Origin of the sequence: Streptomyces sp. NPDC052109 (assembly GCF_040680195.1) — a bacterium.
Lineage (GTDB): Bacteria > Actinomycetota > Actinomycetes > Streptomycetales > Streptomycetaceae > Streptomyces.
In genome coordinates this window covers 105,391-118,686 of sequence record NZ_JBFAWF010000012.1, presented here as the reverse complement: position 1 = coordinate 118,686, position 13,296 = coordinate 105,391, and the positions used below count along the sequence as shown (strand labels likewise).

Sequence of the window (13,296 nt, the reverse complement as noted above, 5' to 3'; positions counted from 1 at the left end):
CTTTTCCGCTGTTCTCGCTGACTCTGGCGGACTTGACCGCTAGTCTCCGAGCAGAGTGAACGGGCGAAGCGTGTTGCTCGTAGCTCCCCAGGTGTGGGGCGACTAGGTTCCTCACCGGTCCGTATCCGACAGATTCGACATCCGAGGTGACGTAGGCGTGGCTCTTCCGCCCCTTACCCCCGAACAGCGCGCAGCCGCGCTCGAAAAGGCCGCCGCGGCTCGCCGGGAGCGGGCCGAGGTCAAGAATCGACTCAAGCACTCCGGCGCCTCCCTGCACGAGGTCATCAAGCAGGGTCAGGAGAACGACGTCATCGGCAAGATGAAGGTCTCCGCACTGCTCGAGTCCCTGCCGGGCGTGGGCAAGGTCCGCGCCAAGCAGATCATGGAGCGTCTGGGCATCTCCGAGAGCCGCCGCGTGCGCGGTCTCGGTTCCAACCAGATCGCTTCCCTGGAGCGTGAGTTCGGCAGCACCGGTTCCTGAGTCCACCTCCCCGCGCACGGGGAGCCGGACCGGGAGTCCCGGGCACCCCGGGATTGCTGGAATAATCGCTGCATGAGTGAACGTCCGCGGCTGACCGTGCTCTCCGGCCCCTCGGGGGTCGGCAAGAGCACGGTCGTCGCCCATATGCGCAAGGAACACCCCGAGGTCTGGCTCTCGGTGTCGGCCACCACCCGCAAGCCGCGGCCCGGCGAGAAGCACGGAGTCCACTACTTCTTCGTCACCGACGACGAGATGGACAAGCTGATCGCCAACGGCGAACTGCTGGAGTGGGCCGAGTTCGCCGGCAACCGCTACGGCACGCCCCGTGCGGCCGTACTGGAGCGGCTGGAGAAGGGTGAGCCGGTGCTGCTGGAGATCGATCTCCAGGGCGCCAGGCAGGTCCGGGCGTCGATGTCCGACGCCCGGCTGGTGTTCCTGGCTCCGCCCTCCTGGGAGGAGCTGGTGCGCAGGCTCACCGGCCGGGGGACCGAGCCGCCCGAGGTCATCGAGCGCCGCCTGGAGGCGGCCAGGACCGAGCTGGCGGCCGAGCCGGAGTTCGATACGACCTTGGTCAACACCTCTGTCGAGGACGTGGCGCGTGAGCTGCTAGCCTTGGTGGACGTTGTGTGATCGTGACTCTGATCACGATGATTGGTTCTTTTCCATCCATCGGAAGGTAGAGCGTGTCCTCTTCCATCACCGCGCCCGAGGGCATCATCAACCCGCCGATCGACGAGTTGCTCGAGGCCACCGACTCGAAGTACAGCCTCGTGATCTACGCCGCCAAGCGCGCCCGTCAGATCAACGCGTACTACTCGCAGCTCGGCGAGGGCCTGCTCGAGTACGTCGGTCCGCTCGTCGACACCCACGTCCACGAGAAGCCGCTGTCGATCGCCCTGCGTGAGATCAACGCCGGCCTGCTGACCTCCGAGGCCGTCGAGGGCCCGGCGCAGTAGTACTTTCAGATCGCGGTTGACTTATCCACAGGCCCGGCAGTCCGACTGCCGGGCCTGTGGTGTCTCATGGGTGTGCCAGGTTTTCGAGTCCGGGGAGAGACGGTGGACAAGCCGAAGGTCGTTCTGGGGGTCAGCGGCGGCATCGCCGCCTACAAGGCCTGTGAGCTGCTGAGAAGGTTCACGGAGTCGGGCCACGACGTCCGCGTGGTGCCCACCGCCTCCGCGCTGCACTTCGTCGGCGCGGCCACCTGGTCCGCCCTGTCCGGCAACCCCGTCTCCACGGAGGTCTGGGACGAGGTCCACGAGGTCCCGCACGTCCGCATCGGCCAGCACGCCGACCTGGTGGTCGTCGCCCCCACCACGGCCGACATGCTCGCCAAGGCCGCCCACGGCCTCGCCGACGACCTGCTGACCAACACACTCCTGACCGCCCGCTGCCCGGTGGTCTTCGCGCCGGCCATGCACACCGAGATGTGGGAGCACCCGGCCACCCAGGAGAACGTGGCCACGCTGCGCCGCCGGGGGGCCGTCGTCATCGAGCCCGCCGTCGGCCGACTCACCGGCGTCGACACCGGCAAGGGCCGGCTGCCCGACCCGGTGGAGATCTTCGAGGTCTGCCGCCGGGTGCTGGCCCGGGGCGTCACCGAGCCCGACCTGGCGGGGCGGCACGTCGTCGTCTCCGCCGGCGGCACCCGCGAGCCCCTCGACCCGGTCCGCTTCCTCGGTAACCGCTCCTCCGGCAAGCAGGGCTACGCCCTCGCCCGCACCGCCGCCGCCCGCGGCGCCCGGGTCACGCTGATCGCGGCCAATACGGGACTGCCCGACCCGGCGGGCGTGGACGTCGTACCGGTCGGCACGGCCGTCCAGCTGCGCGAGGCCGTCCTGAAGGCGGCGGCGGACGCCGACGCGGTCGTCATGGCCGCGGCCGTCGCCGACTTCCGTCCGGCGGTCTACGCCTCCGGCAAGATCAAGAAGAAGGACGGCCAGGACCCCGACCCGATCGTCCTGGTGCGCAATCCGGACATCCTCGCGGAGATCTCGGCCGAGCGCGCCCGCCCGGGACAGGTGATCGTCGGCTTCGCCGCCGAGACCGACGACGTCCTCGCCCACGGCCGTACCAAGCTCGCCCGGAAGGGTTGCGACCTGCTCGTGGTCAATGAGGTGGGGGAGCGCAAGACGTTCGGCTCCGAGGAGAACGAGGCCGTGGTGCTGGGCGCCGACGGCAGCGAGACGCCCGTACCGCACGGCCCCAAGGAAGCCCTCGCCGACACGGTGTGGGACCTGGTCGCACGGCGGCTGGACTGATCGCCGGGCCGGCCCTCGAGTGGATCCCTGGTGCGGTTGACGGTGGCCTCGAGGACCGATCAAGCGGCCTCGAGGACCGGTCAAATGGGGTGTGGCGGCTCTGGCCAACGCCGCCCGGCATTGTGCAGAATGCCCGTGCCGCAGGTCACAGCGCTCCCGAGAGGCGAGACGGTGGCCCATCGGCCGAGCGCGACCGATAAACTGTTCACGGTCGACGCCGGGCGCAGCCCCGCGCGTCGCCGCAAATGATCAGCCAGCAGCCGCTGCAACCACAGGGAGCGTTGTGTCCCGTCGCCTGTTCACCTCGGAGTCCGTGACCGAGGGTCACCCCGACAAGATCGCTGACCAGATCAGCGACACCATTCTCGACGCGCTTCTGCGCGAGGACCCGACCTCCCGGGTCGCCGTCGAGACGCTGATCACCACCGGCCTGGTGCATGTGGCAGGCGAGGTGACGACCAAGACCTACGCGGACATCGCGACCCTCGTCCGCAACAAGATCCTCGAGATCGGTTACGACTCCTCCAAGAAGGGCTTCGACGGCGCCTCCTGCGGCGTGTCGGTGTCGATCGGGGCTCAGTCCCCGGACATCGCGCAGGGTGTGGACGCCGCGTACGAGTCCCGCGTCGAGGGCGACGAAGACGAGCTGGACCGGCAGGGCGCCGGTGACCAGGGCCTGATGTTCGGCTACGCGTCCGACGAGACGCCCACCCTGATGCCGCTGCCGATCTTCCTGGCGCACCGCCTGTCCAAGCGGCTGTCCGAGGTCCGCAAGAACGGCACCATCCCCTACCTGCGCCCCGACGGCAAGACGCAGGTCACCATCGAGTACGACGGCGACAAGGCCGTCCGCCTCGACACGGTGGTCGTGTCCTCGCAGCACGCCTCCGACATCGACCTGGAGTCGCTGCTGGCGCCCGACATCCGCGAGTTCGTCGTGGAGCCGGAGCTGAAGGCGCTCCTGGACGAGGGCATCAAGCTGGAGACCGAGGGCTACCGCCTGCTGGTCAACCCGACCGGCCGCTTCGAGATCGGTGGCCCGATGGGCGACGCCGGCCTGACCGGCCGCAAGATCATCATCGACACCTACGGCGGCATGGCCCGCCACGGTGGCGGCGCCTTCTCCGGCAAGGACCCGTCCAAGGTCGACCGCTCGGCCGCGTACGCGATGCGCTGGGTCGCCAAGAACGTGGTCGCGGCAGGCCTGGCCTCCCGCTGCGAGGTCCAGGTCGCCTACGCGATCGGCAAGGCCGAGCCGGTCGGTCTGTTCGTGGAGACCTTCGGCACCAACAAGGTCGAGACGGAGAAGATCGAGAAGGCGATCGACCAGGTCTTCGACCTCCGCCCGGCCGCGATCATCCGTGACCTCGACCTGCTCCGGCCGATCTACGCCCAGACGGCCGCCTACGGCCACTTCGGCCGCGAGCTGCCCGACTTCACCTGGGAGCGCACGGACCGCGTGGACGCGCTGCGCGCCGCCGTGGGCCTCTGAGCCCCGGTCACCCTTCTCGTCGAGGCCCGGTTCCCCTTCCGCGGGGCCGGGCCTCGGCGTGTCGGGGGCAGTCGGCCGGGGCCGGCCGGATCCGGCGCCGCGGACGCAGGTGCCGAAGGGCACGAGCTTGGTCACACCCCCGGCACGACGTCTCCCAGGTCTGCGCCGAGACGGTCCCAGGGGTCCTGCTGGAGGGCCTTGAGCGAGAGCGAGACCTGGCCGTGCCGGGCGTCCGCGATCAGCACCTCGCCGGTGATCCGCTGCCCCGGCCGCACCACCTCCACCGGATCAGCGACGCGCGACCGTGTGACAGCTCCAGGACGCGGGTGAAGCCGGTTCCGCCGTAGGCCGGTGCGCGGACTCGCCGTCGATCCGGACAAGACACCGAAGGGGCGCGCCGAGGACACCGTCCCCGTGACCACGCTTCCGCGCTCGATGCCGGGCAGGAAGCGGCGCAGCGGCTCGTCCTCGCAGGCCTTGGCGGACAGCAGAATCCGGCCTGTCCGTCGGCTCCCGTCCCCTCGCCGGTGATCCGCTGCCCCCTCCCGTGGATCTCCGACGGGTGCTCCGTCCGGCGCCAGGTCCCGGACCTCACCTGCCCGATTCGGTCAGCGCCTGGGGCCGCCGTCCCGCGGCGCTACCGAATTGACTGGCGGCCCCTGCCGTGCGGTACCTAACCTGGCGCCGTCGACGCCGCCCGGTGCGAAGGCCGCGGTTACTTCGTGGAGCGCGCCCTCGCAGGCGTGCGGTGAAGCTGAATCCGTACCGCTGCCGATCCGGATCTCGGGCGGACGTCGGTTGTCAGTGCCGTTTGGTAAGAATGCAAGCGTGAGCAGCGAGAACGGAGTGCCCCGGGAAGAAGGGGACGGCGGGGCCGAAGGGGCGCCGCCGGAGCAGCTCGCGCTCATCCGGGAGAGCGTGCGCAAGGCCAGGACGCCCCGCGCCAAGCCCCGGACCTGGCGGGGGGCCGCGCTCGCCAAGGAGCTGCCCGTCGCACGCGTGCTGGTCGACAAGGGCGTGCTGCACCTCGACCGCTACTTCGACTACGCGGTGCCCGAGGAACTGGACGCGCAGGCACAGCCCGGGGTGCGGGTGCGGGTGCGGTTCGGGGCCGGGCGGGGCCGGGTGCGGGAAGGACGCCGGGAGGGCGGGGGGCTCATCGACGGGTTCCTCGTCGAGCGCCGCGCCGATTCCGACTACTCCGGGCCGCTGGCCGCGCTGGCCCAGGTCGTGTCGCCGGAGCCGGTGCTGAGCGAGGAACTGCTGGGCCTCGCCCGGGCCGTGGCCGACCGGTACGCCGGAAGCCTCGCCGATGTGCTCCAGCTGGCCGTGCCGCCGCGCAGCGCCCGCGCCGAGCAGCGGCCGTCACCCGCGCCGCTGCCGCCCCCGAAGGCCCCTGAGCCGGCCTCCTGGGGGCGGTACGAGCACGGCGGGCCGTTCCTCGAGGCGCTGGCCGCCGGCAGATCGCCGAGAGCGGTCTGGAACGCGCTGCCGGGCCCGCGGTGGAGCGAGGAACTGGCCCGCGCCGTCGCCGCCACGCTCGCCTCGGGACGCGGCGCCCTCGTCGTCGTACCGGACGGGCGGGCTGCCGCGCGGGTCGACTCCGCGCTCACGCAGCTGCTCGGTGCGGGGCGGCACGCACTGCTCACCGCGGACGCCGGGCCGGAGAAGCGGTACACGCAGTGGCTCGCGGTGCGGCGCGGAGCCGTACGGGCCGTGGTCGGGACACGCGCGGCCATGTTCGCGCCCGTGCAGGACCTCGGGCTGGTCGCCATATGGGACGACGGTGACGACAGCCACAGCGAGCAGCACGCCCCGCAGCCACACGCGCGCGACGTGCTGCTGCTGCGCGCCGCGCTGGACAAGTGCGCCTTCCTGCTCGGCGGATTCGCCTGCACCGTCGAGGCCGCCCAGCTCGTGGAGAGCGGTTGGGCCCGGCCGCTGGTCGCCGGCCGCGAGCAGGTACGGCGGGCCGCCCCCCTGGTACGGACGGTGGGGGACGACGACCTCGCGCGCGACGAGGCCGCCCGCGCCGCCCGGCTGCCCACCCTCGCCTGGCAGGCGGCCCGTGAGGGCCTGCGGCACGGACCCGTGCTGGTGCAGGTGCCCCGGCGTGGTTACGCGCCCCGCATGGCCTGCGCGCAGTGCCGGGCGCCCGCCCGGTGCCGGCACTGCTCGGGGCCGCTCCAGGGGCAGGACGCGGGGGTGCTGCGGTGCGGCTGGTGCGGGCGTGAGGAGAGCGCGTGGCACTGCCCGGAGTGCGGCGGTTTCCGGCTGCGGGCCCAGGTCGTGGGGGCACGGCGGACGGCCGAGGAGCTGGGCCGTGCCTTTCCCGCCGTCCCGGTGCGCACCTCGGGGCGGGAACACGTGCTGGACACCGTGCCGGGCACGCCCGCGCTCGTCGTCAGCACACCAGGTGCCGAACCGGTCGCCGAGGGCGGCTACGCGGCGGCCCTCCTGCTGGACGGCTGGGCCATGCTCGTCCGACCCGACCTGCGGGCCGGCGAGGACGCGCTGCGCCGGTGGATCGCTGCCGGAGCGCTGGTCCGGCCGCAGCCCGAGGGGGGCACGGTGGTCGTGGTGGCCGAGCCGACCCTGCGGCCCGTGCAGGCGCTGGTGCGGTGGGACCCCGTCGGGCACGCGGTGCGGGAACTGGCCGAGCGGTCCGAGCTGGGCTTTCCGCCGGTGTCGCGGATGGCGGCCGTGTCAGGGGCGCCCGAGGTCGTCGCCGAGTTCCTGGCCTCGGTCGAACTGCCCCCGGACGCCGAGGTGTTGGGGCCGGTGCCGATGGCGCCCGCACCGCCGGGCCGGCCGCGCAGGCCCGGCGCGCCCGCGCCGGGCGAGCACTGGGACCGGGCGCTGGTCCGGGTCCCGCCGGGCAGTGGGGCCGCGCTGGCCACGGCCCTGAAGACCGCCCAGGCCGCTCGCATGGCACGGGGCAGCGGGGAGGCGGTGCGGGTGCGGATCGATCCGCCGGACATCGGGTGACGTTCTCCCACCCGCGCACCACCTGTTTGCGAGTCGGCTGTGAGCCGCGACAGTCCGGCGGCGCTCGCCGCCGACGGCTGTCCGCGTGGCCGTTCGTCCGTCCAGGCGCGTGTCCGCCCTCCCGGCCGTCCGGGAGGGCAAGGTGCCGGCCGTGGCTCAGCCGTTGCGTGGGCTGGGGAAGGCCGTCGGGCGGGCGTCGTCGCGCAGGGACTGGCTGCCCGCGGTCGGCTGCGTCGGCATCGAGCGGGCCGCGGGGACCGTCGGCAGGCCGGCGTTGAGCGTGCGGGTTCCGGACGGTTCCGAGGTCCGCTCGGCCTCGGCGGCCGCCTGGGCCGCGGCGCGACGGGCGCCGTAACGGCGGTGCACCGCCTGCTTGGTGACCCCGAGCGCCGAGCCCACCGCGTCCCACGAGAAGCCGAGTGAGCGGTCGAAGTCCACGGCGGCCGTGACCAGCGTTTCGACACTGTCCCGAAGTTCCTGGGCGAGGCGCACCGTCGGGGCGGGAGCGCGTCCGTAGACGACGAAGCCCGTGGACGGGCCGGAGCGGCGCGGGCGGTAGACGTTGCCCAACTGGGCGGTGAGCGTGCGCAGCGCGTCCACCTGCCGGCGGACCCGCTCGATGTCCCGCACCAGCAAGTGCAGGCTGGCCCGGGCCTGGGCGTCGTGGGTTGCGTGGTCGGCCATGAACAAGCCTCTCGAACCGGCGTTGAAAGGAATTGGGCCGCGAAAGCGGCCCTATGTGGTCAACTCTTTCTTGACCAACGCGTGTGCGCTTCGCTGGTCACGGGGTGGGGGCGTACGGGCATATGCCTACGCCGGTCGTCCGGGCGCGCGCCGTCTGTGGGGCGCTGCTTTTGTCCTCCGATGCGCGCGCCACCCGTTTCCGGTCGGCCGGGAAGCGGACCAAGCCGGGGGCGCCGTCGGCGTCTGCGCGTTCGTGGTCATGAGTCGTCCTTCCTTCGGTGGTCATAGACTGGTGCGCTGCCTGTCCAACCCCCGTCCGAGAGGCCCGATCCCGCCCATGAAGCTTGTCTTCGCCGGTACCCCCGAGGTCGCCGTTCCCGCTCTGGACGCTCTGATCGCCTCCGGGAGGCACGCGGTGGCCGCCGTCGTCACGCGGCCCGACGCGCCGGCCGGCCGCGGGCGCCGGCTGGTCGCGTCGCCCGTGGCCGAGCGGGCGGAGGAGGCCGGGATCGAGGTGCTGAAGCCCCTCAAGCCGCGAGACCCGGAGTTCCTGGCGCGGCTGACGGAGATCGCCCCCGACTGCTGCCCGGTCGTCGCGTACGGCGCCCTGCTGCCTCGGGTCGCCCTCGACATTCCGGCCCACGGCTGGGTCAACCTGCACTTCTCGCTGCTGCCCGCCTGGCGCGGGGCGGCGCCGGTGCAGCACGCCCTCATGGCGGGCGACGAGATCACCGGCGCGTCCACCTTCCTCATCGAGGAGGGCCTGGACTCGGGGCCCGTCTACGGCACCGTGACCGAGGAGATCCGGCCCACCGACACCAGCGGCGACCTGCTCACCCGGCTCGCCTTCGCCGGCGCCGGACTGCTCGCCGCGACCATGGACGGCATCGAGGACGGCACGCTGAAGGCCGTACCGCAGCCGGCCGAGGGCATCACCGTCGCGCCGAAGATCACCGTCGAGGACGCGCAGGTCGACTGGGCCGCGCCCGCGCTGCGCGTCGACCGGGTCGTGCGCGGCTGTACCCCTGCGCCCGGCGCCTGGACCACCTTCCGCGGCGAGCGGCTCAAGCTCATCCAGGTCACGCCCGCGCCCGCGCGCACGGACCTCCCACCGGGACACATGGCCGTCGGCAAGAACAGCGTGCACGTGGGCACCGGTTCGTACGCCGTCGAGCTGCTCTGGGTGCAGGCACAGGGCAAGAAGCCGATGCGGGCGGCCGACTGGGCCCGCGGCGTGCGCATCGCCGAGGGCGAGACGCTCGGCGGCTGAGCCCCGGGCGGCGGGGGCGGCGGTGTGCCGACGTACGCTGGACACCGCACCTTCTTCTTCACATCCGGAGCACCTTTTTCGTGAGCGAGCAGTCCCGGCGGCCGCGCAGGCCCGCCAAGCCCTACCGTCGTCCGCAGAAGGACCCCGTCCGCATCCTGGCCTTCGAGGCGCTGCGCGCGGTCGACGAGCGGGACGCGTACGCCAATCTCGTACTGCCTCCGCTGCTGCGCAAGGCCCGCGAGAAGGGCGACTTCGACGCGCGGGACGCCGCCCTCGCCACCGAACTGGTCTACGGCACCCTGCGCCGGCAGGGGACGTACGACGCGGTGATCGCCGCCTGTGTCGACCGGCCGTTGCGCGAGGTCGACCCGCCGGTGCTCGATGTGCTGAGCCTCGGTGTGCACCAGTTGCTCGGCACCCGGATCCCGACGCACGCCGCCGTGTCCGCCTCCGTCGAGCTGGCCCGGGTGGTGCTCGGCGACGGGCGCGCCAAGTTCGTCAACGCCGTGCTGCGTAAGGTGGCCCAGGACGATCTCGACGGGTGGCTGGAGAAGGTCGCGCCGCCGTACGACGAGGACCCGGAGGATCACCTCGCCGTCGTGCACTCGCATCCCCGCTGGGTCGTCTCCGCGCTCTGGGACTCCCTCGGCGGCGGGCGCGCCGGTATCGAGAACCTGCTGGAGGCCGACAACGAACGGCCCGAGGTGACGCTGGTCGCGCGGCCGGGGCGGGCCACCGCCGAGGAACTGCTGCGCGAGGACGCCGCCGTGCCGGGACGCTGGTCGCCGTACGCCGTGCGGCTCGCGGAGGGCGGCGAGCCGGGCGCGGTGGAGGCCGTGCGCGAGGGACGGGCCGGAGTGCAGGACGAGGGCAGCCAGCTGGTCGCCCTCGCGCTCGCGAACGCGCCCCTCGACGGCTCCGACACGATGTGGCTGGACGGGTGTGCGGGACCCGGCGGCAAGGCCGCGCTGCTGGCCGCCCTCGCCGCCGAGCGCGGGGCGATGCTGCTCGCCTCCGAGAAGCAGCCGCACCGGGCCGGTCTGGTCGGCAAGGCACTGCACGGCAACCCGGGGCCGTACCAGGTGATCGCCGCCGACGGCACCCGGCCGCCGTGGCGGCCCGGCACCTTCGACCGGGTGCTGATGGACGTGCCGTGCACCGGGCTCGGCGCGCTGCGCCGGCGCCCCGAGGCCCGCTGGCGGCGGCGGCCGGAGGACCTGGACAACTTCGCGCCCCTCCAGCGCGCCCTGCTGCGCACCGCGCTCGACTCGGTGCGCGTCGGAGGGGTCGTCTGCTACGCGACCTGCTCGCCGCACCTGGCGGAGACCCGCGCGGTCGTCGCCGACGTCCTCAAGCAGCACCCGGGGGCGGAGCTGATCGACGCCCGTCCGCTGCTGCCGGGCGTCCCGGCGCTCGGCGAGGGACCGGACGTGCAGCTCTGGCCGCATGTGCACGGCACCGACGCGATGTATCTGGCGCTCGTCCGCCGTACCGGTTGAGGCCGCGAACGCGCCCGGACTTATCCACAGGCGGCCATGTAAGTACGATGAACGGCCCCGGCTGTGGACCGGCGCGAACATCAGTGCTCCGGACATGGCAGTCTTTAGGCATGGCCGTGCAGATCAACCCCAGCATCCTGTCCGCCGACTTCGCCCGCCTCGCGGAGGAGGCCAAGGCGGTCCAAGGCGCCGACTGGCTCCATGTCGACGTCATGGACAACCACTTCGTCCCGAACCTCACGCTCGGCGTGCCGGTCGTGGAGTCCCTGGCCCGTGCGACGGACACCCCGCTGGACTGCCACCTGATGATCGAGGACCCCGACCGCTGGGCGCCCCAGTACGTCGAGGCGGGGGCCTCCTCCGTCACCTTCCACGTGGAGGCGGCCGCCGCTCCGGTGCGGCTCGCCCGGGAGATCCGCGCCAAGGGTGCCCGCGCCTCCATGGCGCTCAAGCCGGCGACGCCGATCGAGCCGTTCGAGGACCTTCTCCCGGAACTCGACATGCTGCTGATCATGACGGTCGAGCCCGGCTTTGGCGGCCAGGCGTTCCTCGACATCATGCTGCCGAAGATCCGCCGCACCCGGGAGCTGATCAGCAAGCACGGCCTGCAGCTGTGGCTCCAGGTGGACGGCGGCGTCTCGGCGTCGACGATCGAGCAGTGCGCGGACGCGGGGGCGGACGTGTTCGTGGCAGGCTCGGCCGTGTACGGGGCGAAGGACCCGGAGGAGGCGGTCCGCGCACTGCGCACGCAGGCGGAGTCGGCCATCGCCAAGGCCTCGTGGGCATGCGACCACTGAGCCACAGCTACGTGAACGGTTAAGTGAAGGGCGCCCTTCAGGGCGGATGAGCCGCGCCGAATCTGCAAGGATGAACGGCGAATCCAGAGTGTGAACAGCAGTGAGGAGATCGCCGTGTCGGGTATGTCGGCGGGCCGGTCAGCCATGCGGATGGGACCCGCTGAGCTGGTGCAGGCGGCGGCCATGGCCCGCCGCTTCTACCTCGAGGGCAAGTCCAAGATCCAGATCGCGGAGGAGTTCGGCGTCAGCCGCTTCAAGGTGGCCCGGGTCCTGGAAACGGCTCTCGAACGGGATCTCGTACGCATCGAGATCCGGGTCCCGGCCGAGCTGGACGCGGAGCGTTCCGACGCGCTCCGCGCCCGCTACGGCCTGAGGCACGCCGTCGTGGTCGAGTCCCCGGCCGAGGCCGAGGAGACCCCCGACCCCGAGAACCTCGGCGAGGTCGCCGCCGACCTGCTCGGCGAGCTCGTCAACGAGGGGGACGTGCTCGGGCTGGCCTGGGGCCGGTCCACGATCCACATGGCGGCGGCGCTCGACCGGCTGCCGCCCTGCACGGTGGTGCAGCTGACGGGGGTGTACGACGCCGGGACCTCGGAGCGCGGATCGGTCGAGGCCGTGCGCCGGGCCGCCCAGGTGTCGGGCGGCGACGCCCACCCCATCTACGCGCCGATGCTGTTGCCGGACGCGGCCACCGCGGCCGCGCTGCGCAGCCAGACCGGGATCGCCCGGGCCTTCGAGTACTTCGACAAGGTCACTGTCGCCTGCGTCTCCATCGGCTCCTGGGAGCCGGGCATCTCGACCGTGCACGACATGCTCAGCGACGAGGAGCGGGCGCACTACGCGTCGCTCGGTGTCGCCGCAGAGATGGCGGCGCACCTCTTCGACGCCGATGGGCGCAGGATCGGCCGGGACCTGGGGGAGCGGTGCATCACGGTCAAGGCCGACCAGCTGCGCCGTATCCCGGAGGTCGTGGCGATCGCCGGCGGTCAGCGCAAGGCGGCCGCGATCGACGCGGTGCTGCGGTCCGGGCTGGTCACGAGCCTGGTCACGGACACGTCCGCGGCCGACTACCTGATGACGGCCGGCCCGAGTCCGAAGCCGACGCTCAGCCGAGCGGACCCGGACGGGCACTGACGGGGCCCGCAGCGCCGTTACGGGACGCGAGGGGGCGGTTGGTTGTTCGCGGGACTCCAGTTGCCGGGGCCGGTCCTGGCAGTCGCGCCGAAACGGGGTGCCCGGCGTGTCCGTGGAGGCCGTGGTGGCGGTCCCGGGCGTCGGCTGTCGGCGTGCCAGCCGGTGGTGGGCACGGCGGTCTTTTCGGGGGCCTGGTGGCCGGGGACGGGCTGTAGCAGTCGCGCCCGCCGGTGCTCCTGGGTGGGGTCGAGAGGGACCGGGGGAGTCGTGGACGTCGGTACACCGTCGGCCGGCGGTGTGCCCGTGTGCCGTGAGGGCACGGGGACGAGGGCCGGGTGTCATGCCGGGGTGCGGCGGGTCGTGACGGTGTCGGAGTGGGGCGGGCGTGGGAGCATCGTCGGCATGGTGCCGCGGTTGGTCCCCCTTGGGCTCGGACAGTTCCTGACGCCGGCCCGGGCGCTCAAACTCACACGGCGCTCGTCGCCGACCGTGGTGCCCGGGTTCAGACGGTCCGGGACGGCGGCCGGGGTGCCCGGGCTCACGAGGTCCTTGTCGTCGGCCGTGGTGCCCGGGTTCAGACGGTCCGGGACGGCGGCCGGGGTGCCCGGGCTCACGAGGTCCTTGTCGTCGGCCGTGGTGCCCGGGCTCACGAGGTCATTGCCGTCGGCCGCGGTGTCGAGGTTCACGTAC

Annotated in this window: 12 protein-coding genes and 1 pseudogene; 10 read left to right on the top strand and 3 right to left on the bottom strand. The window is 72.6% G+C overall.

All coding sequences use genetic code 11. From position 1 onward, the window contains the following. Window positions 1–157 precede the first annotated feature (157 nt). The 5 genes from AB0L59_RS24070 (at window position 158) to metK (ending at window position 4,234) form a co-directional block, all read left to right on the top strand. Entirely contained in the window at window positions 158–481 is a 324-nt protein-coding gene (locus AB0L59_RS24070; protein ID WP_003977346.1) for an integration host factor, read from the top strand. Window positions 482–553: 72 nt separating this feature from the next. Continuing rightward, a complete protein-coding gene (gene gmk, locus AB0L59_RS24065; RefSeq protein ID WP_365587101.1) occupies window positions 554–1,111 on the top strand; it encodes a guanylate kinase in 558 nt (185 codons plus the stop codon). Window positions 1,112–1,164: 53 nt separating this feature from the next. Further along, window positions 1,165–1,437: a DNA-directed RNA polymerase subunit omega gene (rpoZ, locus tag AB0L59_RS24060; RefSeq protein WP_003982715.1), complete on the top strand. Its 273-nt coding sequence runs from the start codon at window positions 1,165–1,167 to the stop codon at window positions 1,435–1,437. A gap of 102 nt (window positions 1,438–1,539) precedes the next feature. After that, complete coding sequence (coaBC, locus tag AB0L59_RS24055; protein WP_365587099.1) at window positions 1,540–2,742, top strand: bifunctional phosphopantothenoylcysteine decarboxylase/phosphopantothenate--cysteine ligase CoaBC; 1,203 nt, start codon at window positions 1,540–1,542, stop codon at window positions 2,740–2,742. Window positions 2,743–3,025: 283 nt separating this feature from the next. Next, complete coding sequence (gene metK / locus AB0L59_RS24050; protein ID WP_365587098.1) at window positions 3,026–4,234, top strand: methionine adenosyltransferase; 1,209 nt, start codon at window positions 3,026–3,028, stop codon at window positions 4,232–4,234. Between the two features lie 131 nt (window positions 4,235–4,365). Here metK and AB0L59_RS24045 read toward each other — a convergent pair whose 3' ends face one another. Then, a complete protein-coding gene (locus AB0L59_RS24045) occupies window positions 4,366–4,518 on the bottom strand; it encodes a hypothetical protein (protein WP_365587095.1) in 153 nt (50 codons plus the stop codon). A 544-nt stretch (window positions 4,519–5,062) separates the two neighbouring features. On the opposite strand from AB0L59_RS24045, the gene AB0L59_RS24040 reads away from it, so the two are divergent. Continuing rightward, entirely contained in the window at window positions 5,063–7,222 is a 2,160-nt protein-coding gene (locus AB0L59_RS24040) for a primosomal protein N' (RefSeq protein ID WP_365587093.1), read from the top strand. 156 nt (window positions 7,223–7,378) lie between these two features. Here AB0L59_RS24040 and AB0L59_RS24035 read toward each other — a convergent pair whose 3' ends face one another. Beyond that, window positions 7,379–7,906, bottom strand: a complete 528-nt coding sequence (locus AB0L59_RS24035) for a hypothetical protein (protein WP_365587090.1) — start codon at window positions 7,904–7,906, stop codon at window positions 7,379–7,381. A gap of 337 nt (window positions 7,907–8,243) precedes the next feature. Between AB0L59_RS24035 and fmt the strand changes: the two genes are divergently transcribed. The 4 genes from fmt to AB0L59_RS24015 all read left to right on the top strand — a co-directional run bounded on the left by fmt (window position 8,244) and on the right by AB0L59_RS24015 (window position 12,606). Further along, a complete protein-coding gene (gene fmt / locus AB0L59_RS24030) occupies window positions 8,244–9,176 on the top strand; it encodes a methionyl-tRNA formyltransferase (RefSeq protein ID WP_365587087.1) in 933 nt (310 codons plus the stop codon). Window positions 9,177–9,256: 80 nt separating this feature from the next. After that, window positions 9,257–10,675 carry a transcription antitermination factor NusB gene (locus AB0L59_RS24025; protein WP_365587085.1) on the top strand — a complete coding sequence of 473 codons (1,419 nt, stop codon included), beginning with the start codon at window positions 9,257–9,259 and terminating at the stop codon, window positions 10,673–10,675. Between the two features lie 110 nt (window positions 10,676–10,785). Next, window positions 10,786–11,472: a ribulose-phosphate 3-epimerase gene (rpe, locus tag AB0L59_RS24020; protein WP_365587082.1), complete on the top strand. Its 687-nt coding sequence runs from the start codon at window positions 10,786–10,788 to the stop codon at window positions 11,470–11,472. 90 nt (window positions 11,473–11,562) lie between these two features. Continuing rightward, entirely contained in the window at window positions 11,563–12,606 is a 1,044-nt protein-coding gene (locus AB0L59_RS24015) for a sugar-binding domain-containing protein (protein ID WP_365587080.1), read from the top strand. 338 nt (window positions 12,607–12,944) lie between these two features. On the opposite strand, the pseudogene AB0L59_RS24010 reads toward AB0L59_RS24015, so the two are convergent. Continuing rightward, window positions 12,945–13,296, bottom strand: a pseudogene (locus AB0L59_RS24010) (hypothetical protein); the annotation flags it as partial.